Source organism: Streptomyces sp. NPDC102258, from assembly GCF_055584685.1.
This window is the reverse complement of record NZ_JBVJLO010000011.1, coordinates 142,183-165,127: the sequence shown is the minus strand read 5'-3', so window position 1 is coordinate 165,127 and position 22,945 is coordinate 142,183. Positions and strand designations below refer to the sequence as shown.

Below are 22,945 nucleotides of genomic sequence, written 5' to 3'. Positions count from 1 at the left end.
CGCGGCATCGGACGAGTGAGCTGACTGTCCGTCAGATCCATTCGGGATGTCAAGGTCGGCGGCCGGGCAAGCGGCGGGCGGCAAACGCGGGAGGGCGCCCGCACTACCGAACCCCAGCCGGTCCGGTCGTACGGGCGCCCTCAGCGATCAACGTGGTGCGGGGCCGCCTACCACCAGGGGTGGAAGTTCACCGCGACGTTCGAGTTGGCCTGGTGGATCGCCGTGAAGGCCGAGCCGTTGACCTGCGCGGTGTTGTTCTGGTTCGAGGCGCCGGAGCCGGTGGCCACCTGCTGTGAGGTGGAGGAGTTGCCGTGGTTGCTGCCGCCCACACCGCTGCCGATGAGGCTGGCCACGCTCGCATTCGATCCGTCGTTCGCGAAGGAGCCGTTGTCGGCCGTGGCGACCCCGCTGAACAGGGCCGCGGCGAGGGGGAGCGCGGCGACGGCGGCGATGACGCGGGCGGTACGGATGCTTGCCATGTGTGATTCCTCCAGGAAACCGAAGTCGGGTGATCTCCAAGGCAGTTGGCCGACCGCCTCGGTCGTTCCGTGTTGGGGACGACGTCGCGAGTCCAGAGTTGCCCACCGAATCCCCGGCGAACCACCCCGCAGCCTGCTATTCCCCCGCAAGCATGACCAACAAGGGATAAACCCCAATCGCGCCCGTGCCGCTCCAGGCCGGCGCTCTCACACCCGGCGAATCCCTTGCCGCGCAACGGAAGAATCGTTCCTTCAAACCGACCTGTCCCGGACATGCCGAAGAGGGCCGCGTTGTCCGGAAACCCCACCGTCTCCCGGTCCTGCGGCCCTGCCTGTCCCGCTTCACGCCCCCTGCACGCCCCCGGCGCCCGCCGGAGTCATTCCCGCGTGCCCCGCGCCCCGGGGCACTCCGCGGCGCGATCCACGGCCGTGACCGACCGGGCTCCAGCGCCTGCGCTCGTACGTCTGCTGCGTCTCGTTCACGATCCCGCGCGCGCCATGTCGGCCAGGCCTGCTACGCCGACCGGACGGTTCTGCCCGCTGTACCTGCTGTTGCCTGCCGCGATCGCTGCTCCAGATCCGGCCACTACGCCGCGAGCGCCAGCTGCCGCCGCTCCGCACCCCTGCTCCGCCCGCTCATGACACCGGGACGCGTCTCCACGTCCGCGCCCGTACGGGAAGCCGTACCGCGTACCGAGTCGGCGGCGAGATCGGCAGCGGTGGCGGCGCGCCGGACCGACGGGGCCTTGCCGTGAGCCTCCGCACGGATCCGCTGCTTGATGGTCGGCGGGAGCGAACCGCCCCGCATCATCGCCCGCCACGTCCGGCGCGCCACCGGAGCCGACCGCCGCGCGGCGGGGACCATCGGAGTGGCGACGGAGGCGGAAGCGGCGACCGGAGCCGCCTTGCCGCCGAAGCCGAGGGCGGCCAGGAGGGCCACGAGCGCGGCCAGGACGGTGGTCCAGATCGACGTGACGCTGCTGCGGTGGGTCATGACGGGCGCCTCATTTCTCGATGTTCCGACGGGCGGATCTGCATACATTCGTCATGATGTGGCCGCAACCGCAGAGCCCCCACGACCCGCGCCGTTCTTCCGACAAACACCACTCGTATGAACCAACGCCGACATCCGGCCTGGGATTCGAGGCCCGCGGGCATGCGAACGGCCCCTGACCGGAATACCGGTCAGGGGCCGTTCACGTGCGGTGGGTGTGGGATTTGAACCCACGGTGACATCGCTGCCACGACGGTTTTCAAGACCGTTCCCTTAGGCCGCTCGGGCAACCCACCTGGCCGGTACAGAGTACCGGGATGTGGGGGTGGGTGTGGTGGGGGTCAGGAGGTTTGGGCCTGGTCGTAGGCAGCCTTCGCCCCGTTGCCGAAGCAGGGGCCGACCATGCGGTGCGGCAGGAAGCTGTTCACCGAGACCTGGGTGCCGAGGCCCGTCGCCTCGTTGAAGTCCTGGAACGAGACCCCGTGACGTGCGGTCGGTTCCAGCCAGGAAATGGCCAACTCCCGTGGGACGGCCCGGTCATGCGGTGAGCAGGACGCCGACGTACGAGACCCCGGCCACCATCACCCAGGCTCCCAGCCCCAGCAGGGCCGCCCGCCCTCCGGTCCGGGCCAGTGTCGGTAGGTCCACCGCGCTGCCCAGGCCGAACAGGGCCGCCGCCAGGAGCAGCCCCTGCGCGGTGTGCGCCCACTCCAGCAGCGCGTCGGGGAGGATCCCGGTGGTGCGGAGCGCGGCCGCCGCCAGGAACCCGGCCACGAACAGCGGTACCGGGGCGGGCCTGCGGCCCGAGGTGGTGCGCGCGCCGCGCCGCCGGGCGCGCATCGAGAAGGCCACGGCCGCCACCAGTGGGGCGAGCAGCGCGACCCGCATCAGCTTGACCAGGACCGCCTCGCCCAGGGCGCCGGGGCCCGCGGTCTGGGCGGTCGCCACCACCTGCCCGACGTCGTGGACGCTCGCTCCCACCCAGCGCCCGAAGGCAGGGTCGGAGAGCCCCAAGGGTCCCTGGAGGAGCGGCAGTACGGCGATGGCGAGGGTGCCGCACAGGGTGACCAGCGCCACCGATGAGGCCACCTCCTCCTCGTCGCTGCCGGACACCTCGCTCACCGCGCCGATCGCCGAGGCCCCGCAGATCGAGTAGCCGGTCGCGATCAACAGGGGCTGGTCGCCGGGGAGTCCGAGGCGCCGGCCGAGCCAGATGGTGCCGAAGAAGGTGGCGGCGACCACGCCGGTCACCATGGCGACCGTCGCCCAGCCCAGGCGGGCGACCTGGTCCAGCCCCAGACCGAGGCCCAGCAGGACGATGCCGATGCGCATCAGGCGCCGACCGGCCAGCGACAGGCCCGGGCGGGCGGTTCCGCGCACCGTGCCTCGTACACCTGGAAGGTGGGCTGCCGCGATGCCGAGCACCACCGAGGCGGTCAGCATCGGTACCGCCGGCACGAGCAGGTGGACGCACCAGGCGATCAGGGTTCCGACGGCGGCGAGGACCAGCCCGGGCCAGGCGGCGGATGTTTCACGTGAAACACCGCGCAGCGGCGTCCGGGGCGGCCGCGGGGCGGTGCGGTGGAGGAGGGCCATCAGCCGGTCGGTTCCGGGTAGACGCGGCGGACGCTGCTGCCGAGACGGCTCACGTCGGCCCCGTACACGTGCAGGGATATCGCGGTCGTCCGACAGGAGTTGCGGACCTTGTGGATGTCGCCGGGCGGGGCGAATCCGCAGACGTCGCCCTGACCGTTGACCACTTCCTCGGTCGCGACGAGACGCGCGCTGCTGCCGGGGGCGATGGCCGGGGCGAGCCGGTAGCGGATCTCGCTCTCGGCGCCCTCGTGCACCCCGGCCACGCACCAGGAGACGTGGTCGTGAATGGCGGTCTCCTGGCCGGGCAGCCACACCAGGGCGACCACGGAGAAGCTTCCGTCGGGCTCGGTGTGCAGGACATGCTGCCGGTACCGGTCGGGGTTCCCCTCGCGCTGCCCGGGAGCGAGCAGGTCGGGTGTGCCCAGGTGGGGGGCGAGCCGTTCACCGACCAGGTAGGCGGTCAGGTCGGGGGCCAGCCCCCGGTCGACGACGTTGCGGATCTCACTGACGAGGGCGGCCATCCTCGCGGTCGTACGGGCCTGGGTGGTGGTGGTCATGGGAGCAGCGTCCGTCGCCCGATCCATCACGTCCAACGACAGTTTTGCCCTGATTTCCCAAGATCCGCTTATGGATCGAGGGGGGCTCGGAGCCGTCTGGAGCGGTGGGCGTTGGTCGCGGGTTCAGCAGCCGACCCGGTTCGCGGCCACCCGCTTCAGCTCGTCCAGCACCACGGCCGTCGCGGGGATCCGCAGGTGGTCGCGGTAGACGTAGGCGGCGATGTGGCGGCGGGCGGCGGGTTGCAGGACCCGTCCGCAGACCCGGTTGAGCGAGAGCGAGGGCAGGACCAGCGCGGGCATCATGGCGACGCCCAGCCCCTGCGCGACGAGGCTCTGGACGACCAGGTTGTCGTCGGTGGCGAACCTGATGTCGGGGACGAAGCCCAGTTCGGCGCACTCGTGGAGCAGGTTCGCCCGGCAGCGCGGGCAGCCCGCGATCCAGCGTTCCTCGGCGAGGTCGGCCAGGTGCACGGCACGGCGCCGGGCCAGCGCGTGGCCGGTCGGCAGCAGCACGGTCAGCTGGTCCTCCAGCAGCCTGACCTCGGCGACCTCCTCGGGTATCTCCTCGTGCAGCCCGGGATAGGTGAAGGCCAGGGTGATGTCGCACTCGCCGCGCTGGAGGCGGCGCAGGGACTCCGGCGGCTCACCCTCCAGCAGCTCGACCTGGACGCCGGGATGGTCCTTGGCCAGCCCGCTCAGGGCCTCCGGGACGAGGGTGACGTTGGCGCTGGGGAATCCGCAGACCCGGACCCGCCCGGTACGCAGCCGGGTGTACGCCTTGAGCTGGGCCTCGGCGGCGGAGAGGCTGCCGAGGATGGACTCGGCGTGCCGGGCCAGGGACTCGCCGGCCTCGGTGAGCTTCATCTTGCGGCCCACGCGGGTGAAGAGCGGGGTGCCGACGGCCCGTTCGAGCGCCTTCATCTGCTGGGTGATCGCCGGCTGGGTATAGCCGAGGACGCGAGCGGCCGCGGAGTACGAGCCCGCCGCGACCACTTCGTGGAATGTCCGTATGTGCCGTGAATCGAACACCAGCGAAGCATAAGCGGACATTGGGAGGGGCCGTAGGCGGAATCCCGCCCACGGCCCCTGCCATCAAGCCAGCGTTGAGCGGCTACTTGTCGCCGACGCGTGAGCCCAGGGTGATGTCCACCGTGTTCGGCTTGCCGTCGCGCAGGTAGGTCAGCTTCACCGTGTCGCCCGGCTTGTACGTCCAGATCAGGCTGATCAGGGTCGGACCGCTGTCGACCTGACGGCCGCCGAACTCGGTGATGACGTCGCCGGGCTTGAGGCCCGCCTTGCCGGCCGGGCCGTTCGGGTCGACGAGCTCGTTGGCGGCCGCTCCCTGCTCGGAGATCTTGGCGCCGTCGGTCTTCGCCTGGAGGTCCACGGAGACCGAGATCACCGGGTAGACCGGCTTGCCGGTCTTGATCAGCTGCTCGGCGACGTTCTTGGCCTGGTTGACCGGGATGGCGAAGCCGAGGCCGATGGAACCGGCCTGGCCGCCGCCGAAGCCGCCGTTGCCGGCGGACTGGATCGCCGAGTTGATGCCGATGACCGCGCCGCGGCCGTCAAGCAGGGGGCCGCCCGAGTTACCGGGGTTGATGGAGGCGTCCGTCTGGAGGGCGCTCATGTACGAGTTCTTGCCGCCCGAGCCGTCGCCCGAGGCCACCGGGCGGTTCTTGGCGCTGACGATGCCGGTGGTGACCGTGTTGGACAGGCCGAAGGGGGCGCCGATCGCGATGGTGGAGTCGCCGACGGCGACCTTGTCGGAGTCGCCGAGCGCCAGCGGCTTGAGGCCCGTGGGCGGGTTCTTCAGCTTGAGCACCGCCACGTCGTAGCCCTGGGCGCGGCCGACCACCTCGGCGTCGTACTTCTTGCCGTTGGAGAAGGTCGCGGAGAGCTTGCCGCCGTTGGCGGCGGAGGCCACCACGTGGTTGTTGGTGAGGATGTGGCCCTGCTCGTCGTAGACGAAGCCGGTGCCGGTGCCGCCCTCGCCGTCGCCGGCGGAGGCCTCGATGGTGACGACGCTGGGCAGCGCGGCCGCGGCGAGCCCCGCGACGGAGCCGGGATCCCGCTTGATGTCCTTCGGGGTGCTGGCGGTGATGGTGGTCGAGCCCGAGGCGTGGTCGCTGCGCTCCGCCGCCCAGTAGCCGATGCCGCCGCCGATGCCGCCCGCGACGAGGGCCGCCGCAAGGACGGCCGCGACCAGGCCGCCCTTGCCCTTCGGCTTGGGGGCGGGGGCGCCGTCGGTGTGCAGCGGGGTGCCCCAGCCGCCGTGACCGCCATGGCCGCCTTCCTCGTACGCGGGAACCGCGGGGGGCGGCGGGGGCCAGCCCTCGGCGCCGTGCGCCGCCGGGGCTGGGGGCGGGGTCTGACCGTAGCCCGCGGTCTGGTCGTGCTGCGGCTGACCCGGGTACGGGTCGTGCGGCTGACCCGGGTACTGGCCGTGCGGCTGGCCGTACGCGGGCGGCCCGGCCGGGGTCGGCGGAAGCTGCTGGGTCTGCTCGGCACCGGGCGCGGCGGCCGGGGCTGCCGAAGGGGCCGCCGGAGGGGCCGTCGGCGCGGGCGGCGCGGCGGGCGGCTGGGCCAAAGGCTGCTCGGGGGCGGAGGCGGCCACCGGCACAGGGGGTGCGGACGGGGCCGCGGGGGGCGTCGGGGCCGCGGTGCCCTCGTTCTCGGTGCTCACAGCGCTCTCTCCTCAGTCACACACGGCTACACGGCCTTCAAGGCCACGGGAATCGGGTGATGCCGGCCCTGAACCGGCCCGGCATCGGTCCGACTGAACGTTCGACGTGCCGCACAAGTTCCAGGGCGAAGCCTTTCCCATGACCCGTCAGAGCACTGTAAGCCGGACCTGTGCGTCATCCCCCATCCTTTATCTCCGACATATCGGGCGCATCTCCAGGACTCACCCCGACGCGCGACGGCATGGCAGTGGCACCATGACCGGGTGACCCACGCACTGCCGCGCCCCATCCAGGTCGTCGCCCACCGCGGCGCCTCGGAGGATGCCCCCGAGCACACCCTGGCCGCCTACCGCAAGGCCATCGAGGACGGTGCCGACGGCCTCGAATGCGATGTCCGGCTGACGGCCGACGGCCATCTGGTCCTGGTCCACGACCGCCGGGTGAACCGCACCTCGAACGGCCGCGGCGCCGTCTCCGCCCTTGAGCTGTCCGAGCTCGCCGCGCTCGACTTCGGCTCATGGAAGGACCGCGAGGAGTCCCCCGACTGGGACTCCGACCCCGAGCGCACCGCCGTACTCACCCTGGAGCGGCTGCTGGAACTGGTGTCCGACGCCGGCCGCCCCGTCCAGCTCGCGATCGAGACGAAGCACCCGACCCGTTGGGCCGGACAGGTGGAGGAGCGGCTGCTCTTCCTCCTCAAGCGCTTCGGTCTCGACGCCCCGCCCCCGGAGGGGCCACATCCGGTCCGGGTGATGAGCTTCTCCGCCCGCTCGCTGCACCGGGTGCGCGCGGCGGCCCCCTCGATCCCGACCGTCTACCTGATGCAGTTCATCTCGCCGCGGATGCGCGACGGACGCCTCCCGGCCGGGGTGCGCATCGCCGGACCCGGGATGCGCATCGTGCGCAACCACCCCGGCTTCATCCGCAAGCTCCAGGCCGCCGGGCACTCCGTCCACGTATGGACCGTGAACGAACCCGAAGACGTTCAGCTCTGCGCGGATCTGGGTGTGGAAGCGATCATCACCAACCGGCCGCGCCAGGTTCTGTCCCAACTGGGGCGCTGACGTCCCTATTTGCCCACCGGCCCCACTCGTACCAGCGTGACAGGGTGTGCACCGGCGCATCCGCTCCGCGACCGTTGGTCATGAATGCGTCAGAGGGCCTCGTCAGGGCGGTTTCCGGCCCAGGTCGGCGGGGCATCCAGATCATGGCGTGGGGCTAAGGAGGTTCCGGGGGTGACGTTGGTGATGGCACAGGAAGTGCCCACGTCGTCGTGCATGGACATAGCCCATGGTCCGGCGGGCGTGGGCGAGGCGCGACACCGCATGCGCGAACAGTTGCGTGTCAGCGGGCTGTCCGACGCGGTCGTGGATGATGCCGTACTGATCCTTTCCGAACTGCTCAGCAACGCCTGCCGGCACGGCCGGCCGCTGGGCGCCCGGGAGGTCGGGGACGGCGAGGTACGCGCCGCCTGGCGCGTCGACAAGGCGGGGCGGCTGACGGTCGAGGTCACGGACGGCGGCGGCCCGACCCGCCCGGTCCCCTCCACCCCCTCGGTCACCGCGCACGGCGGCCGGGGACTGAACATCATCAGCGCCCTGGCCCAGGACTGGGGCGTCCGGGACGGAGCGGCGGGTGAGGTCACCGTGTGGGTGATCGTCGCCTGCGGGCCCCGGCACGACGACTTCGCTACGCGCGTCACTGCGCCGGCGATCGACTTCGCGGCGGCCTTCGACGACCTGGAGCCGTGAAGCGGATCGCAGACGCGCGGATCGCAGACGCGCGGGGCGGAACGCGGGGGCGGAACGCGGGGGTGGCCTCCGGGAGCGCACGCCGACCGCGCTCCCGGCCGTCTCCCCGGCGGCACCCACGGGCCGCACCCCACCGGTTCCGGCGGTACGAACGGCTAGGCTCGCGACCAGAGAAACCGCCGTACCGCCGCAACCGGGAGACACCCACGATGGCCAAGAAGCGCCCCGCCGCGAAGACCGCGAAGCCGCAGACCAACAACGGGGAGATCCCGGTGGTGGGCGCCCGCGAGCCCTGCCCGTGCGGTTCCGGTCGCCGCTACAAGGCCTGCCACGGCGCGGCCGCCTCGCACGCCGTCACCGAGCACGTGCGGCGCCCGTTCGAGGGACTGCCGGGTGAGTGCGACTGGGTGGCGCTGCGCGAGCTGGTCCCCGCGGCCACCATCCCGCTGACCCTCAAGGGCGGCCTGCCCGAGGGCGTCCCGTCCGTCACGCTGGTGACCGTACTGCCCATGGCGTGGCCGGCCCTGCGCCGCGAGGACGGCTCCGTCCTGCTCGGCCTGCAGAACGACTCGACCACCGGGGACCTGTCCCGCGACATGGCCGACACCCTGGAGCGCGCGCTGGTTGCGGAGCCGGGCACTCCGGTTCCGGCACGGCGCGTTCCGGCCGAAGGCAGCCGACTTCAGGATCTCCTGGACCTCGACGGCGTTTTCGAGCCGGTTGTGCACAGCGGCTTCGAATTCTGGATTCCGGAAACGGAGGACGCCGGCGCCGCCTCCCCGGAGATCGCCGCCTCCCTGGAGCGCGCCAACGCGGCCGCCATCCCGACCGTGAAGCTGACCTCCGTGGACGCCGCCTATTGGTGCGAGACCCCGGACAAGAACCACCTGCGCTGGGTCATGCCGCACTCCGAGGAGAAGCTGCTCGACGCCCTCGCGCGGCTGCACGCCGCCGGCACCTCCTCGCTCGGCGAGGGCACGAAGCTCGTCGGCTCCTTCCGCGCCCACGGCCTGGTCGTCCCGGTCTGGGACCTGCCCACCGGGGTCGGCGCGGAGGACGTGGAGAAGCCCGCCGCCGCGTTCGCGGAGCGGCTGGCCGCGGCCCTGGCCACGGACACCCCCCTGACCACGGAGGAGCGCCGGGCGCGCGGCGGTCTCACCAACCGTCAGGTGACGCTCAGCTGACGCCCCACAGGGCCCGCGGGAGCGGTGACCGGAGTCACAACTCCCGCTAATCGCCTGCAAATCGCTGTCTGAATATCAGAGATCGAATTTGCGAACAGGCGATCTCTTGTTACGGTTCTTGTAGCCCGGTCGCTGGTGCATCCCCCGTCGCCAGCGACCGGGCCCTTCCATTTCAGGCGGTACTCAACCGTCGCGCGGTGCCGGTGAGTTGCTCCCGGACCGCAGCAGCAGTCGCCCTTCGTCATCCGGAACTGCAAACTCCGCAACGGCCGAGTAGGCGTCCGCGCCGCCCACCGACTCCCCGCGCGGTGTCTCGCACAGGCCCGGCTCGTCCCCCGCGGCCACCGCGCAGCGGATCTGCACCGTCCGGCCCGCAGGCCCCATGACGGTCAGTACGGCGTCGAGCGCGCGCCCGCTGGTGTTGCGGTAGTAGCTGCGACCCCATGTCTGTCCCCCGCCGTCCAGTACGCAGGTCTGCGCCTCCACGCCCTGGGGGGCGGAGAGTTCGGGACCGCAGTGGGAGTCCGTGCGGGGCTGCAGGGCCGGGCCGGGGCTCGCCGGGTCGTCGCCGGCCCGGGCCCGCGCCCTGGTCGGCGTACCGGCCGACGACGTACCGGCCGCCGGCGTACGGGACGGGTCGGAAAGGCCGAGCGAGGAGAGCAGCCCTCCGCCCTTTCCGTCACTCTGACCGGCGAAATCCGGCCCGGCGATCGCTCCGGCCAGGGGAAGCGACAAGATGACCAGCACACCGGCGCCGATACCGATCAGGCGGAGATTCATTCGCCGAAGATAGCGATGCCGGAATGGGGCACGGAGATCCCCGCGCCCAATTCCCCGGGAAACCCGCCGTACTGGCACTCGTACGAGTGACCACGGCTGACCGCGGGCGACCGCCGCCTGCTCACGACCGGCTCAGTACGCGAGCCGGCTGCCCCCGCCGGGAGCGCCGCTGCTCGCCTCGACGAGGGCGTGCACGACCTGTTCGACCTCCGGCAGCCACAGGCCACCGGCTCCCGCCGCGGGCTCCCGCTCCCAGCGGACCTGGCCACCGCCGGAGGCCGTGGAGGGCGGCAGCAGCAGGTACCCGCCCTCGCCGTGGAAGCGCAGCGAGGCGGGCACGTGATCCTTGGCGTACAGGAGCTCGCCGAGCCGCTCCAGCGAGTACGGGGCCACCAGCAGGGACCACCGGGTGGGCGTGGCGACGATCGGACCGAGCCGCATGCCCTGCGCGTCCAGCCGTACGACGGCACGCGCGGCCGCCCCGGCCGGCAGGCTCACCGCGCACGGGGCGGTGCCGCCGGTGGCCAGCAGCACGGGGGCGGTGGGCCGCCGGGTCCACCACCAGGTCACCATCCGGGCGTCGGCGGTGGCGGCGAACAGCCCGGGGTCGAAGGGATGGGCTCCGGGGACCACGCAGCCGGGGTCGGGGCAGGCGCAGCGGGCGCTGTCCGCACCGTCCCGGCCGACGCCGGGGAGTACGGGCCAGTGGTGGACGGTGGCGCAGGTCAGCGCCCCGTCGAGGAGGGACGGGGCGGGACGGCCGGCCGGGGCCGCCGCGCGGGAGCGGGAGGAGGAGACGGCGCGCGGGAGTTTGAAGCGATCGCGGAGCCGCTGGAGACGCCTTCCGAGGATCTCGCGCATCAGCGCTCGTTCCTTTCCGTTGAACGTCGAGGGCCACATCACACCATGTGAGCGGTGTTTCACCACACGTACGGGTTTCGCGTCACTGTCCGCCGCAAGCAGGTTCACGCGGATCGCGCAGGTTCGTGCGGGTGCCGAAGTCGGTGCCGGAGTCGGAGCCGAAGTCGAAAACGGAGCCGAAACCGGCTGCCGCCGCTTAGGACGACGGCCCGCTTCCGGCGGTTCCCGGCGGTGCCGGAAGGCCCCAACTGGCCCCGGGCACTGCCGATTACGTACCCGGGCCGCCTGGGACGCCTGTCCAGTCGAGCGCAAAAACCGTCCACTCGCCGCTTTTTCCGGCCAAGTTTTAGCCCCGGCTGGACAGTGAGTTGCCGTCCCACGGACACCAGGATTCCCGCCAGGGCAATGCTGGACATCGCTCCTTGTGTGCGTGTAGATGTGGATCCATTGATGGCGGCGCAGCACGATCTGGGGGTTTGCGATGCTATATGGCGAATCGCACCAGGTGGAAAGGCGGACGCCATGAGCGCCCCGCATCTGCCGAAAGTGGCTGGAATCGATCCAGCAGTTACAGCGTCGGCGCACACTGCGGCGCCCACGCCCGCATCCACCTCGACGTCCACGAACGCCTCCGCCGCCCCCCGAACCGCCCCCGCCCAGGCCGTACCGCCTGCCGCGAGCAGCGTCATCCAGGACCGGCTGGCGGGCATGGTCTCCGACCTCACCACCCTCCACGAGCTCACCGAGCGCCTCGCACGGGCCGCTGACCTCGCCTCCTCCCTCCAGGAATTCCTGCGCGCCGGAGCCGCGCTCGTCGGCGCGCGCCGCGGCCTGGTCGTCCTGGAACCCTCCGACGGCCTCGGCCCCAGCACCACGGTCGGCCTCGGCCTGGGCCGCGCGGACCTCGGCCACATCGAGACGGTGCCGCGCAGCGCCACCCCGTACGGCCGCATCCTCGACGGACTCCCGGGTGCCCACGGCGGCTCCGAGTTCCTGCCCGAACCGACCACCGCGCCCGGCGCCCCCGGCGAGCCTCCCGTCGACCCCCGCCACCGCGAGGTCGCGGCCCGGCTCGGCTACGCCGCCAGCTACGCGCTGCCGCTGACCGCCGACGCCACCGGCCGGCTCGGCGCCGCCGTCTGGCTCTACGACGAACAGGCCGAGCCGGGCGAGCGCCAGCGCGACCTCATCGGGCTCTACGTCCGCCACGCCGCCGAGCACCTGGCCCGGATGCTGGAGGTGGACCGGTCCCGTACCCGGCTGGCCGCCGTCGCCGAGGAGCTGCTGCCCAGCCGGCTGCCCCGGATCGCCGGAGTGCAGCTCGCCGCCCGGCACCACACCGGTCCGCGCGGCGGCGGCGCCTGGTACGACGCCCTGCCGCTGCCCGAGGGCGCCATGGGGCTGGCCGTCGGATCCGTCACCGGCTCGGGGCCGAGTGCCGTCGCCGCGATGGGCCGGCTGCGGGCCTCGCTGCGCGCGTACGCCGTCATGGAGGGCGAGGATCCGGTCGCGGTCCTGTCCGACCTGGAGCTGCTGCTGCGCCTGACCGAGCCCGCGCGCTCGGCCACCGCGCTCTTCGCGTACTGCGAGCCCGCCGCCCGCAAGATCATCCTGGCCGGGGCCGGACACACCCCGCCGCTGCTCATCGGCGAGCGCCGTACCGAGTACGTGGAGACCACCCTCTCCGCGCCGCTGGGCATGCTGGCCTGCTGGGAAGCGCCGAGCGTGGAGATCGAGCCCGCACCGGGAGAAACGGTGCTGCTCTACACGGACGGCCTGCTGCGGCGCACCGGAGACCCCATGGACCGGGCCTACGCCCGGCTGTACGCGGCGGCCGCGGGGGTTCCCCGTAGCGCCCGGGACGATCCGGCGGCCCTCTGTGACCACGTCCTGCGCACCGTCCTGGCCGGGGAGGACCCCGGGGCCACCGGGGCGAACCCGGCCGAGGACGTCGTCCTGCTGGCGGCCCGATTCGACTGATCCGGGGCGGCGGCGCCTTGGCAGGCCCCATAAGGCGCCCGGTATGACTTATATGTCACAGCCGCCGCCGGGCGCCGCCTCCTCCCACATACGATGAATGAGGTCCACACACCCGGACCCTGCGTGTCGATGCGGCTGAGGAGAAGACGTGGCTGACGAGCTCACCCCGGAGACCCCGGAAGAAGAGCAGCCCCAGAAGAAGCACAAGCAGCGCAAGAACGGGCTGTACCCGGGCGTCAGCGATGAGCTCGCCGAGAACATGCGGACGGGCTGGGCGGACACCGAGCTGCGCGGCCTGGAGCCGATCGCCCAGGCCGGGCACACCGCCGAGCGGCGCGCCGCGCTGTCCGCGCGTTTCCCCGGCGAGCGCCTGGTGATCCCGGCCGGCCGGCTGAAGACCCGCTCGAACGACACGGAGTACCCCTTCCGCGCGTCGACCGAGTACGCGTACCTCACCGGCGACCAGACCGAGAACGGCGTACTGGTGCTGGAGCCCACGGGCCCGGCCGGTCACACCGCCACCGTCTACCTGCTGCCCCGCTCCGACCGCGAGAACGGCGAGTTCTGGCTGTCCGGCCAGGGCGAGCTGTGGGTCGGCCGCCGCCACTCCCTGACCGAGGCCGAGCAGCTCCTCGGGATCCCCGCCAAGGACGTGCGCGAGCTGGCCGAGGCCCTCGCCGAGGCCGAGGGCCCGGTCCGGGGCGTACGCGGCCACGACGAGCTCATCGAGAAGGCGCTGACCGACAAGGTCACCGCCGAGCGCGACGAGGAGCTGCGCGTCTACCTCTCCGAGGCCCGCGCCGTGAAGGACGCCTTCGAGATCGGCGAGCTGCAGAAGGCCGTCGACTCCACCGTCCGCGGTTTCGAGGACGTCGTGCGCGTCCTCGACAAGGCCGAGGCCACCTCGGAGCGCTACATCGAAGGCACCTTCTTCCTGCGCGCCCGCGTCGAGGGCAACGACATCGGCTACGGCTCCATCTGCGCCGCCGGCCCGCACGCCTGCACCCTGCACTGGGTCCGCAACGACGGCGCCGTCCGCTCCGGCGACCTGCTGCTGCTCGACGCCGGCGTGGAGACCCACTCCCTCTACACCGCGGACGTCACGCGCACGCTGCCGGTCAACGGCACGTACAGCGACATCCAGCGCAAGGTCTACGACGCGGTCTACGAGGCCCAGGAAGCCGGCATCGCCGCGGTGAAGCCGGGCGGGAAGTTCCGCGACTTCCACGACGCCGCGCAGCACGTGCTCGCGGAGAAGCTCGTCGAGTGGGGCCTGGTCGAGGGCCCCGTCGAGCGCGTCCTGGAGCTGGGGCTGCAGCGCCGCTGGACCCTGCACGGCACCGGCCACATGCTCGGCATGGACGTCCACGACTGCGCCGCCGCGCGCACCGAGGCGTACGTGGACGGGACGCTGGAGGCGGGCATGTGCCTGACCGTCGAGCCGGGTCTGTACTTCCAGGCCGACGATCTGACCGTGCCCGAGGAGTACCGGGGCATCGGCGTCCGGATCGAGGACGACATCATCGTCACGGAGGACGGCAACCGGAACCTGTCGGCCGCGCTGCCGCGCCGGTCGGACGAGGTCGAGGCGTGGATGGCGCGCCTGAAGGGCTGACGGGCGCCGGCCGGCTCGCCGATGACGGCGTGACGATGTGGCCGCGTACGGCAGTCAGCGCGTGACGGTGGGCGGGAACCGGGATGGTTCCCGCCCACCGGCGTACCCGGGTGCGGCCAGGGCCTACGACACCTTCAGCAGGGCGTCCTCACGCCACTTCAGCATCTTGTCGAAGCTCACCACAGCGCCCCGGCCCGGCCGGTTGCGGAAGCGGACGTGGTCGGCGAGCTCGGCGATCAGGTGCAGGCCGCGGCCGTGCTCGGCCAGCGAGGGTCTGGGGCGGGAGACCGTCGCGGGCGGGAATCCGGGCCCCGAATCGGTCACCTCGATCCGGCAGCGGTCCCCGTCCAGATAGGCCGTGACGTGGTACGCCTCGGTCCCGTCCGGGTCACCGTTGACGGGGAGTTCCGCGCGAGGGCCCTCGCCGAGGCCGCCGAGGCCGCCGTGCTCCACCGCGTTGGCGCACGCCTCGGTCAAGGCGACCGACAGGTCGAAGCAGATGTCCGGGTCCACCCCCGCGGTCTCCATCGTCCCCAGCAGCAGTCGCCGTGCGAGCGGCACGCTCGCGGCTTCGCGCCTCAAGTGGACAGACCACCAGATGCTCATACCGTTACCTATTGCCGCCCCCGGCGGACCGTAAGCCCCCGGGCACCGGGAGAGCCCTCATTCGGCCGACGCGACGCTCCCGGGCGGCGGTGTATGCGGGGCCGGACGGGCGCGGAGCGGGCGACGCGGACGGGCGGACGGCCCGGCTGACCGGACGCTGACCCGGCGCTGCCTTCGCACTGCCCCCGCGCTGCCCGTGTGCTGACCCTGGGGCGGAACCCGAGAGTCCCTCCAGCACCTGCCGTATGCAGGCTCCGGGCCCAGTGCGATGATGACCCGGCCATGTCTGCCACCCACACGACACGTGCCGGAGCCGGTCTCCGGATGACCCGGGCCGCGGTGTTCACCGCGGTCTGCGTCGTGCTGTCCGCGGCCGGCCACGCGGTGGCCTCCTGCGCGACCGTGCCGTGGTGGGCCCTGTCCCTGGCCTTCATCGGCGTCTTCGCGATCGCGGCCCCGCTCGCGGGACGCCGCCGGTCGCTGCCCGGCATCGCCGCCGGACTCACCGTCGGCCAGCTCGGGCTGCACACGCTGTTCGGCCTCGGCCAGCACGGCGCGGCCGCCGCTCCGATGGGAGCCGACGGCCCCGACACCTCCCTCCCGGCGCTCGCCGCCCGGCTGGTGTGCGGGGGCAACTCCGTACCGCTCAGCCAGGCCGACGCGCGGCAGATCCTGGAGACCGCCGGGCTGGACCCGGCCGCCATGGCCGGACAGGCCGCGGCGCAGGCCCACATGGCACACGCTCACGCCCAGCTGTCCGGGGCCGCCGGGGAGCCGGGCATCGGCCTGTTCAGCCCGGCCATGCTGCTCGGTCACCTGCTGGCCGCGCTCGCGGCCGGCTGGCTGCTGGGCCGCGGCGACGCCGCGCTGTTCCGGCTCGTCGAGCTGTCCCGGCTGTCCTCCCAGGCCGATCCCGTACGTCCGCTGCGGGCCGCGCTGGCCTTCGTACGCGTCCTCGCGGCCGGACTTCCGGGCGCCCCCGCCCGCGGCCCCCGGCCCCGGCGGACCGCCGCGGCTCCCGGTCCCGCGACCGGCCGGGACGCACTCCTGCATTCGGTGATCAGGCGCGGGCCGCCCACGGCGCTCGCCCTCGCAGCCTGACGCGGCACCCCCTCCCCGGACATCCGGCGGGAGCACCGGTGCCGCGAACTCCGCGCGCGCCCGTGCGCGGAGCGTCATCACCCTGCCTGACTGGAGTCTCCGCCGTGAAGACCTCTCGTGTGTCCTTCGCCGCCGCCCTCGCCGCCGGCGCCGTCCTCGTCCTGTCCGGTCCCGCCTTCGCGCACGTCAGCGTGCAGCCGATCGGCGAGGCGGCCAAGGGCGGCTACGCGGTCATCAACTTCAAGGTGCCCAACGAGCGCGACAACGCCTCGACCACGCAGCTGGAGGTCAACTTCCCGATCGGCCAGCCGCTCACGTCCGTCATGCCGCAGGACATCCCCGGCTGGACCGTGAACATCGAGAAGACCAAGCTCGACAAGCCGCTGACCGTGCACGGCAAGCAGATCAACGAGGCCGTCACCAAGGTGACCTGGACGGGCGGCAAGATCGAGCCCGGCAAGTTCCAGCAGTTCCCGGTCTCCGTCGGCAAGCTCCCCGACAACGCCGACCAGATGGTCTTCAAGGCCATCCAGACGTACGACAACAACGAGGTCGTGCGCTGGATCGAGGAGACCAAGGCCGGTGCCCCCGAGCCGCAGACCCCCGCGCCCGTGCTGAAGCTGACGGCGGCCGCGGCCGGTGACGGCCACGACGCCGCCGGTGCGAAGCCCGCCGCCGACGCCAAGGGCGCCGAGGGCGACACGAAGGACGCCCACGACGAGGCCACCGCCAAGAGCGGCTCCGACACGACCGCGCGCACGCTGGGCATCGTGGGCATCGTGGTCGGCCTCGGCGGTCTCGCCTTCGGCATCGCCTCGCGCCGCCGCAGCGCCTGACAGCGGCGCCCGGCACCAGCTCTTCCGGAGCGACGGGCGCCCGTACGCGGGCGCCCGTCGTTTGCCCGTACGTCCGCACCACCATCCCCGATCACAGGGACAACTCCTCATGCGCACCACACGTGTGACGGTCGCCGCCCTCGCGGTGGCGACCGCGCTCGCCCTCACCGCCTGTGGCGGTGAGACGGCCAAGACCACAGGTTCGGTCACGCAGATCTCCGGCCAGAACAAGACCGGAGCCGCGACCGTCCTCGACCGCCCCTTCGACAAGCCGGAACTGGTCCTCACGGACACCACCGGCAAGCCGTGGAACCTGCGCGAGCAGACCAAGGGCCGGCCGACCCTCATCTACTTCGGCTACACAAACTGCCCCGACGTGTGCCCCCTGACGATGAGCAACATCGCCGTCGCCAAGAAGGCGCTCCCCAAGGAGGACCAGGACAGGCTCCAGGTCGTCTTCGTCACCACGGACCCCGAACGGGACACCCCGGAGTCCCTCGGCAAGTGGCTCAGGGCTCAGGACCCGTCCTTCACCGGACTGACCGGGGACTTCGCCACCATCCAGGCCGCCGCACGATCGCTCGGCATCGGTATCGAGGCCCCCAAGAAGGAAGCCGACGGCAGCGTCGTCTCCATGCACGGGGCCCAGGTCATCGCGTTCTCGCCCAAGACCGACGAGGGCTACGTCCTCTACGGCGAGGGCACCACCGTCGATGACTACACCAAGGACCTGCCGAAGATCGTCAAGGGGGAGAACCCGTGAACGCCCGCACCACCCGCACCCTCGCCGCCGCCCTTTCCCTGACGGCAGCGCTCGCCATATCCGGCTGCTCCTCCTCGTCCTCGTCCACGGACTCCGGTTCCTCCGCCGCCTCCGACGGCGGCGCGAAGCCGGGCAAGCCGAAGATGACCGTCAGCGGTGCCTTCATGCCCGAACCGGTCAACGACCAGATGGCCGGCGCTTTCATGGTCATCGAGAACGACTCGAAGACGGCCGACAAACTGACCGCCGTCACCAGCCCGCTCTCGGACGATCTGCAGATCCACGAGACCAAGGACCAGAAGATGCAGCAGGTCCACGCCCTGGACGTGCCCGCGAACGGGGAGCTGCGGCTGGAGCGCGGCGGCAGCCACATCATGTTCATGGGCCTCAAGAACAAGCCGAACGTCGGTGACAAGATCACCGTCGAACTGCGCTTCGAGAAGGCCGACCCGGTCAAGGTCGAGCTGGACGTCAAGGAACGGACGTACACCGCACAGAACTCCACCGCCCACTGACGGACCGAGGAACTGACACGCCATGACGGCCACCGCCCCCGCTTCTTCCCCGGCCCGCACAGCGCCCGCCCCGGCACGCCTGCCGCGGCTGGTGCTGGTCCTCGCAGCCCTGCTGGCAGCCCTGTTCACCGCGGCCTCCCCGGCCTCGGCGCACGCCGCACTCACCGCGAGCGATCCCCAGGACGGGGCGGTGGTCGCCACGGCACCCGCCCAGGTCACCCTCTCCTTCTCGGAGCAGGTCGCCATGGGCGACGACTCCATCCGCGTCATGGACCCGCAGGGCAAGCGCGTCGACACCGGTGAGCTGCGCGACATGTGCAGCGGCTCGACCGTCCGCTACGGCACCGCCCTGCACTCCGGCCTGCCGGACGGCACCTACACCGTCGCCTGGCAGGCCGTCTCCGCCGACAGCCACCCCGTGTCCGGAGCCTTCACCTTCTCCGTCGGCGCCCCTTCGGCCACCAGCGTCACCCTCCCCGACCAGCAGGCGGGCGGCGGGCCGGTCGGCATCGCGTACGGGATCGCCCGCTACGCCGCGTACGCCGGGTTCACCGTCCTCGTCGGCGGAGCCGCCTTCATCCTGCTGTGCTGGCGCCGGGGCGCCGCCGAGCGGTCGCTGCAGAAGGTGGTGGTGCGCGGCTGGGTCACCCTGACCGCCGCGACGCTGGCGATGCTGGTCCTGCGTACTCCCTACACCGGGTCCGGGAAGTTCGCCGACGTCTTCGATCTCGACGGGCTGCGGGCCGTCCTGGACACCAAGACCGGTGCCTCCTTCGTCTCCCGGCTGCTGCTCCTCGGCGCGGCGGCCCTGTTCATCGCCGTGCTCTTCGGCGCCTACGCGCGGCGCCAGAAGGCCGCCGACGCGGAGGTGGCCGAGGGAGCCGGCGGTGACACCGGCGCTGCCGAGGCCGCCGCGGAGAAGAAGGCGGAGAAGGCCGCGCAGGAGAAGGACACGAGCGACCTCGCCTTCGGGCTCGCCATCGGGGGCACGGTCGTGGCCGGTGGCATCGCCGCCACCTGGGCTCTCGCCGAGCACGCCTCCACCGGCATCCAGCCCGGCATCGCCATGCCGGTCGACATCCTGCACCTGCTGGCCGTGGCCGCCTGGCTCGGCGGTCTGGTGGCCCTGCTGGTCGCTCTGCACAAGGTGCCGGACATCGAGCGGGAGGCCGTCCAGCGCTTCTCCAGGGTGGCCTTCGTCAGCGTCCTGGTGCTCGCCGCCACCGGCATCTACCAGTCCTGGCGCCAGCTCGGCACCTGGTCGGCCCTGACCGGCACCAGTTACGGCCAACTGCTCCTCATCAAGGTCGGGCTGGTCGCCGTCCTCGTCGGTATCGCCTACGTCTCCCGCAAGTGGACCGGCCGGCTCGGGGCGGTCGGCGGCACCGAGGACGGCGAGGTGGACGCCGAAAGGCGCGCCACGGTGGCGGCCAGCGCCGATGTTTCACGTGAAACACGGACTGGGACCACGACCGGCGACGCGGACGTGGCCGCCGATACCGGCTCCGACACCGGCTCCCGCACCGACACCGGCGCCGTCGTAGACGCCGACCCGCGGCGCGCCGCCCAGCTGGCCCGCCAGCGTGCCGCCCGGGACAAGGCGCGGGAGAAGCAGGTGCGCGACGCCGATCCGGGCCGCGCGGGGCTGCGCCGCTCGGTGCTCGCCGAGGCCGGGGTGGCCGTCGTCCTGCTCGCTGTGACCACCGTCCTCACCAGCACCGAGCCGGGCCGTGCCGCGGAGCAGGAGACCGGCCGCAGCGGCATCGCGGGACCCGCCGTCCCCAACCGGGCCGTCAAGATCACCCTGCCGTTCGACACCGGCGGCCAGAACGGCAAGGGCGCCGTCCGCCTGGAGCTCGATCCGGGCCGGGTCGGCGCCAACACCCTGCACCTGTGGGCCGACGGAGGCGACGGCAAGCCGCTGGACCTCCCCGAGGTCAAGGTCTCCTTCACCCTGGAGGCCAAGGAGATCGGCCCGCTGCCGGTCGCCCCGGAGCGCGACGCTCCAGGACACTGGAGCGCGACCGGGGTCCAGCTGCCGCTGGCCGGTGACTGGCGCATCGACGTGACCGTGCGCACCTCCGACATCGACCAGACGACCGTCCAGAAGAACGTGAAGATCGGCTGAACAGCGTGACCGACAGCACGGGGAACAACCCCGACATCGAGATCTCCCGGCGCCGGCTGCTGGGCACCGTCGGAGCCGCCGGCGCCGTCGGGCTCGCGCTCGGCGCCGCCGGCGGCGCCCTGGCGCACTCGGCGGTTTCCGACTCCCCGGCCGGCGGCGCTCCCGGCGCCGCCGGGTCGCTCGCCGCGCTGGGTGCCACCCGGGTCGCCTTCGAGGGGGACCACCAGGCGGGCATCACCACTCCGCTCCAGGCCAAGGGCCACGTCCTCGCCTTCGACCTGGCTCCCGGGGCCGGGCGCAAGGAGGCCGCGGCGTTGCTGCGCCGCTGGTCCGAGACCGCGCGGCGGCTCATGGCGGGCGAGACCGCGCCGAACGGGGACAGCGGGATCGCCCTGGACGCGGGGCCCTCCTCCCTGACGGTGACCTTCGGCTTCGGCCACTCCTTCTTCGAGCGGACGGGTCTGACCGCGCGCCGCCCGGTCGCCCTCGACCCGCTGCCGGACTTCTCCTCCGACCGGCTCGATCCGCAGCGCAGCAACGGTGACCTGTGGGTCCAGATCGGCTCGGACGACGGGCTCGTCGCGTTCCACGCGCTGCGCGCCGTGCAGAAGGACGCCGGGGAGGCCGCCCGGGTGCGCTGGCAGATGAACGGTTTCAACCGTTCTCCCGGGGCCACCGCCGCCCCCATGACCGCGCGCAACCTCATGGGCCAGGTCGACGGCACCGGCAACCCGAAGCCCTCCGACCCCGACTTCGACAAGCGGATCTTCGTACAGGGCTCCGGACCCGGGCCGGCCGAGCACTCCTGGATGGCGGGGGGCTCGTACGCGGTCGTCCGCCGGATCCGGATGCTGCTCGACGACTGGGACAAGCGGTCCCCGGCCCAGCAGGAGCAGGTCATCGGCCGCACCAAGGCCACGGGAGCCCCCCTGACCGGCGGCACCGAGACCACCAAGCCGGCCCTGGACAAGCTCGGCCCCGACGGCAAGCCGGTCATCGCCTCCAACGCGCACGCCCGGATCTCCGCCCCCGAACAGAACGGCGGGGCCGCGATGCTCCGGCGGCCGTTCTCCTTCCACGACGGGATCGCCGCCGACGGCACCCCCGACGCGGGGCTCCTCTTCATCTGCTGGCAGGCCGACCCGCTGCGCGGCTTCGTACCGGTGCAGCGCAAGCTCGACCGGGGCGACGCGCTGTCGGAGTTCATCCGGCACGAGTCGAGCGGCCTGTACGCCGTACCGCCCGGGCCGCGGGCCGGGGAGTACGTCGGGCAGCGCCTGCTCGAAGGGTGAACGGCCCGGCGCAGGCGGGTGCCCCGGCATTAGGCTGACCGCATGTCGGCCACCCGCTTCACCTATCTCGGTCCCGAGGGCACCTTCACCGAAGCCGCCCTGCGCACTCTGCCGGAAGCAGCCACCCGGGAGCTCGTCCCGATGGTGTCGGTCCCGGCGGCCCTGGACGCCGTACGCAACGGCGAGGCCGCGGCCGCGCTGGTGCCGATCGAGAACTCGGTGGAGGGCGGAGTCACCGCCACCCTCGACGAGCTGGCCTCCGGCGAACCGCTGATGATCTACCGCGAGGTACTGCTGCCGATCGCGTTCGCGCTGCTGGTGCGGCCGGGGACGAAGCTGTCGGACGTGAAGACCGTCACCGGGCACCCCGTGGCCCAGCCGCAGGTGCGCAACTGGCTGCGGGCGAACCTGCCCGACGCGGTGTGGGAATCGGCCGCTTCGAACGCCGACGGCGCCCGGCTGGTGCAGGAGGGCCGCTTCGACGCCGCCTTCGCGGGCGAGTTCGCCGCCGCCACCTACGGGCTGGAGGCACTGGTCACCGAGATCCACGACGCGCAGAACGCCGAGACCCGCTTCGTGCTCGTCGGCCGGCCCGCCCGGCCGGCCGCCCCGACCGGCGCCGACAAGACCTCGGTGGTGCTGTGGCTCGGCGACGACCACCCCGGTGCGCTGCTGGAGCTCCTCCAGGAGTTCGCCGTGCGCGGGGTGAACCTGATGCTGATCCAGTCCCGGCCGACCGGGGAGGGCATCGGCAACTACTGCTTCGCCGTGGACGCCGAGGGGCACGTCTCCGACCGCCGGGTCGGCGAGGCGCTGATGGGCCTGAAGCGGACCTGTCCGCAGGTGCGCTTCCTGGGGTCGTATCCGCGGGCCGGTGTCGCTCTGAGTGAGGTGCGGGCCGCACGGCCGGGAACCTCCGACAGCGACTTCACCGAGGCCTCCGACTGGCTGACGCGTTGCCTCGACGGTCGGCCGTAGCGCTTCGTCCACTGTCCACAGAGTTATCCACAGGCCGGGATGGGGACCTGGGGACAAGTCGACAGTGCGGCGCGACAAGGTCGACATATCGGCCGGGTGACTCAGGTTTCGCGTTGGGGAGCGGCAGGTGAACGGCGTCACCCGCGTATCACGGATCAACTCTTTGGAGCGAGCCATTCCCACCCGAATGAGGGTGTGAGGGCGGTTTGAACCCTGATCGCCCTCGACCGCTCACCGGTCCC

General features: G+C 72.3%; 22 protein-coding genes and 1 tRNA gene. 12 read left to right on the top strand and 11 right to left on the bottom strand.

What is annotated here, in order from left to right:
• Positions 1 to 167: 167 nt before the first annotated feature.
• From ACZ6ZT_RS20305 to ACZ6ZT_RS20270, 8 genes are all read right to left on the bottom strand, one after another.
• Positions 168 to 479, bottom strand: a complete 312-nt coding sequence (locus ACZ6ZT_RS20305) for a hypothetical protein (RefSeq protein ID WP_469720904.1) — start codon at positions 477 to 479, stop codon at positions 168 to 170.
• A gap of 586 nt (positions 480 to 1,065) precedes the next feature.
• Complete coding sequence (locus ACZ6ZT_RS20300) at positions 1,066 to 1,473, bottom strand: DUF6344 domain-containing protein (protein ID WP_469720902.1); 408 nt, start codon at positions 1,471 to 1,473, stop codon at positions 1,066 to 1,068.
• A gap of 209 nt (positions 1,474 to 1,682) precedes the next feature.
• A tRNA-Ser gene (locus ACZ6ZT_RS20295) sits at positions 1,683 to 1,769 on the bottom strand.
• A gap of 45 nt (positions 1,770 to 1,814) precedes the next feature.
• Positions 1,815 to 1,991 (bottom strand): hypothetical protein, encoded by a 177-nt coding sequence (locus ACZ6ZT_RS20290; RefSeq protein WP_469720900.1) that lies wholly within the window; start codon positions 1,989 to 1,991, stop codon positions 1,815 to 1,817.
• Between the two features lie 19 nt (positions 1,992 to 2,010).
• Positions 2,011 to 3,069 (bottom strand): YeiH family protein, encoded by a 1,059-nt coding sequence (locus ACZ6ZT_RS20285; RefSeq protein WP_469720898.1) that lies wholly within the window; start codon positions 3,067 to 3,069, stop codon positions 2,011 to 2,013.
• Positions 3,069 to 3,626, bottom strand: coding sequence for a cysteine dioxygenase family protein (locus tag ACZ6ZT_RS20280; protein WP_469720897.1), 558 nt, complete (start codon positions 3,624 to 3,626; stop codon positions 3,069 to 3,071). The genes ACZ6ZT_RS20285 and ACZ6ZT_RS20280 overlap by 1 nt, the downstream gene beginning before the upstream one ends.
• A gap of 123 nt (positions 3,627 to 3,749) precedes the next feature.
• Entirely contained in the window at positions 3,750 to 4,655 is a 906-nt protein-coding gene (locus ACZ6ZT_RS20275; protein ID WP_469720895.1) for a LysR family transcriptional regulator, read from the bottom strand.
• A gap of 82 nt (positions 4,656 to 4,737) precedes the next feature.
• Positions 4,738 to 6,312 carry a S1C family serine protease gene (locus ACZ6ZT_RS20270; RefSeq protein WP_469720893.1) on the bottom strand — a complete coding sequence of 525 codons (1,575 nt, stop codon included), beginning with the start codon at positions 6,310 to 6,312 and terminating at the stop codon, positions 4,738 to 4,740.
• A 264-nt stretch (positions 6,313 to 6,576) separates the two neighbouring features.
• Between ACZ6ZT_RS20270 and ACZ6ZT_RS20265 the strand changes: the two genes are divergently transcribed.
• The 3 genes from ACZ6ZT_RS20265 (at position 6,577) to ACZ6ZT_RS20255 (ending at position 9,248) form a co-directional block, all read left to right on the top strand.
• Complete coding sequence (locus ACZ6ZT_RS20265; protein ID WP_469720891.1) at positions 6,577 to 7,377, top strand: glycerophosphodiester phosphodiesterase; 801 nt, start codon at positions 6,577 to 6,579, stop codon at positions 7,375 to 7,377.
• 84 nt (positions 7,378 to 7,461) lie between these two features.
• Positions 7,462 to 8,064 (top strand): ATP-binding protein, encoded by a 603-nt coding sequence (locus ACZ6ZT_RS20260; protein ID WP_469720890.1) that lies wholly within the window; start codon positions 7,462 to 7,464, stop codon positions 8,062 to 8,064.
• 209 nt (positions 8,065 to 8,273) lie between these two features.
• Entirely contained in the window at positions 8,274 to 9,248 is a 975-nt protein-coding gene (locus ACZ6ZT_RS20255) for a DUF5926 family protein (RefSeq protein WP_469720889.1), read from the top strand.
• 183 nt (positions 9,249 to 9,431) lie between these two features.
• Here the strand turns inward: ACZ6ZT_RS20255 and ACZ6ZT_RS20250 are convergent, their stop codons facing one another.
• Entirely contained in the window at positions 9,432 to 10,028 is a 597-nt protein-coding gene (locus tag ACZ6ZT_RS20250) for a hypothetical protein (protein ID WP_469720888.1), read from the bottom strand.
• 132 nt (positions 10,029 to 10,160) lie between these two features.
• On the bottom strand, positions 10,161 to 10,889 hold the full coding sequence (locus tag ACZ6ZT_RS20245) for a bifunctional DNA primase/polymerase (RefSeq protein WP_469720887.1): 729 nt from the start codon (positions 10,887 to 10,889) through the stop codon (positions 10,161 to 10,163).
• A gap of 405 nt (positions 10,890 to 11,294) precedes the next feature.
• On the opposite strand from ACZ6ZT_RS20245, the gene ACZ6ZT_RS20240 reads away from it, so the two are divergent.
• Positions 11,295 to 12,869 (top strand): PP2C family protein-serine/threonine phosphatase, encoded by a 1,575-nt coding sequence (locus tag ACZ6ZT_RS20240; RefSeq protein WP_469720886.1) that lies wholly within the window; start codon positions 11,295 to 11,297, stop codon positions 12,867 to 12,869.
• Positions 12,870 to 13,017: 148 nt separating this feature from the next.
• Positions 13,018 to 14,484 (top strand): aminopeptidase P family protein, encoded by a 1,467-nt coding sequence (locus tag ACZ6ZT_RS20235; RefSeq protein ID WP_469720885.1) that lies wholly within the window; start codon positions 13,018 to 13,020, stop codon positions 14,482 to 14,484.
• A 123-nt stretch (positions 14,485 to 14,607) separates the two neighbouring features.
• Here ACZ6ZT_RS20235 and ACZ6ZT_RS20230 read toward each other — a convergent pair whose 3' ends face one another.
• Entirely contained in the window at positions 14,608 to 15,090 is a 483-nt protein-coding gene (locus tag ACZ6ZT_RS20230) for an ATP-binding protein (protein ID WP_469720884.1), read from the bottom strand.
• A 282-nt stretch (positions 15,091 to 15,372) separates the two neighbouring features.
• Between ACZ6ZT_RS20230 and ACZ6ZT_RS20225 the strand changes: the two genes are divergently transcribed.
• From ACZ6ZT_RS20225 to pheA, 7 genes are all read left to right on the top strand, one after another.
• The gene (locus ACZ6ZT_RS20225; RefSeq protein WP_469720882.1) at positions 15,373 to 16,191 is read left to right on the top strand and encodes a hypothetical protein; all 819 of its coding nucleotides are present in this window, start codon (positions 15,373 to 15,375) and stop codon (positions 16,189 to 16,191) included.
• 104 nt (positions 16,192 to 16,295) lie between these two features.
• Positions 16,296 to 17,027 (top strand): YcnI family copper-binding membrane protein, encoded by a 732-nt coding sequence (locus tag ACZ6ZT_RS20220; protein ID WP_469720881.1) that lies wholly within the window; start codon positions 16,296 to 16,298, stop codon positions 17,025 to 17,027.
• Between the two features lie 109 nt (positions 17,028 to 17,136).
• A complete protein-coding gene (locus ACZ6ZT_RS20215) occupies positions 17,137 to 17,790 on the top strand; it encodes an SCO family protein (RefSeq protein WP_469720879.1) in 654 nt (217 codons plus the stop codon).
• Positions 17,787 to 18,305 carry a copper chaperone PCu(A)C gene (locus ACZ6ZT_RS20210; protein WP_469720878.1) on the top strand — a complete coding sequence of 173 codons (519 nt, stop codon included), beginning with the start codon at positions 17,787 to 17,789 and terminating at the stop codon, positions 18,303 to 18,305. The genes ACZ6ZT_RS20215 and ACZ6ZT_RS20210 overlap by 4 nt, the downstream gene beginning before the upstream one ends.
• A 22-nt stretch (positions 18,306 to 18,327) precedes the next feature.
• The gene (locus tag ACZ6ZT_RS20205; protein ID WP_469720876.1) at positions 18,328 to 20,433 is read left to right on the top strand and encodes a copper resistance CopC/CopD family protein; all 2,106 of its coding nucleotides are present in this window, start codon (positions 18,328 to 18,330) and stop codon (positions 20,431 to 20,433) included.
• Positions 20,434 to 20,438: 5 nt separating this feature from the next.
• On the top strand, positions 20,439 to 21,725 hold the full coding sequence (gene efeB, locus ACZ6ZT_RS20200; protein WP_469720874.1) for an iron uptake transporter deferrochelatase/peroxidase subunit: 1,287 nt from the start codon (positions 20,439 to 20,441) through the stop codon (positions 21,723 to 21,725).
• A gap of 42 nt (positions 21,726 to 21,767) precedes the next feature.
• Positions 21,768 to 22,703: a prephenate dehydratase gene (gene pheA / locus ACZ6ZT_RS20195; protein WP_469720872.1), complete on the top strand. Its 936-nt coding sequence runs from the start codon at positions 21,768 to 21,770 to the stop codon at positions 22,701 to 22,703.
• The last annotated feature ends 242 nt before the right edge of the window (positions 22,704 to 22,945 follow it).

Bases quoted from the DNA above. Each gene is read 5' to 3' on its own strand.
- ACZ6ZT_RS20305 (WP_469720904.1), bottom strand. From the start codon at position 479: ATGGCAAGCATCCGTACCGCCCGCGTCATCGCCGCCGTCGCCGCGCTC.
- ACZ6ZT_RS20300 (WP_469720902.1), bottom strand. From the start codon at position 1,473: ATGACCCACCGCAGCAGCGTCACGTCGATCTGGACCACCGTCCTGGCC.
- ACZ6ZT_RS20285 (WP_469720898.1), bottom strand. From the start codon at position 3,069: ATGGCCCTCCTCCACCGCACCGCCCCGCGGCCGCCCCGGACGCCGCTG.
- ACZ6ZT_RS20280 (WP_469720897.1), bottom strand. From the start codon at position 3,626: ATGACCACCACCACCCAGGCCCGTACGACCGCGAGGATGGCCGCCCTC.
- ACZ6ZT_RS20260 (WP_469720890.1), top strand. From the start codon at position 7,462: ATGCGTCAGAGGGCCTCGTCAGGGCGGTTTCCGGCCCAGGTCGGCGGG.
- ACZ6ZT_RS20255 (WP_469720889.1), top strand. From the start codon at position 8,274: ATGGCCAAGAAGCGCCCCGCCGCGAAGACCGCGAAGCCGCAGACCAAC.
- ACZ6ZT_RS20250 (WP_469720888.1), bottom strand. From the start codon at position 10,028: ATGAATCTCCGCCTGATCGGTATCGGCGCCGGTGTGCTGGTCATCTTG.
- ACZ6ZT_RS20245 (WP_469720887.1), bottom strand. From the start codon at position 10,889: ATGCGCGAGATCCTCGGAAGGCGTCTCCAGCGGCTCCGCGATCGCTTC.
- ACZ6ZT_RS20240 (WP_469720886.1), top strand. From the start codon at position 11,295: ATGCTGGACATCGCTCCTTGTGTGCGTGTAGATGTGGATCCATTGATG.
- ACZ6ZT_RS20230 (WP_469720884.1), bottom strand. From the start codon at position 15,090: ATGAGCATCTGGTGGTCTGTCCACTTGAGGCGCGAAGCCGCGAGCGTG.
- ACZ6ZT_RS20225 (WP_469720882.1), top strand. From the start codon at position 15,373: ATGTCTGCCACCCACACGACACGTGCCGGAGCCGGTCTCCGGATGACC.
- ACZ6ZT_RS20215 (WP_469720879.1), top strand. From the start codon at position 17,137: ATGCGCACCACACGTGTGACGGTCGCCGCCCTCGCGGTGGCGACCGCG.
- ACZ6ZT_RS20205 (WP_469720876.1), top strand. From the start codon at position 18,328: ATGACGGCCACCGCCCCCGCTTCTTCCCCGGCCCGCACAGCGCCCGCC.
- pheA (WP_469720872.1), top strand. From the start codon at position 21,768: ATGTCGGCCACCCGCTTCACCTATCTCGGTCCCGAGGGCACCTTCACC.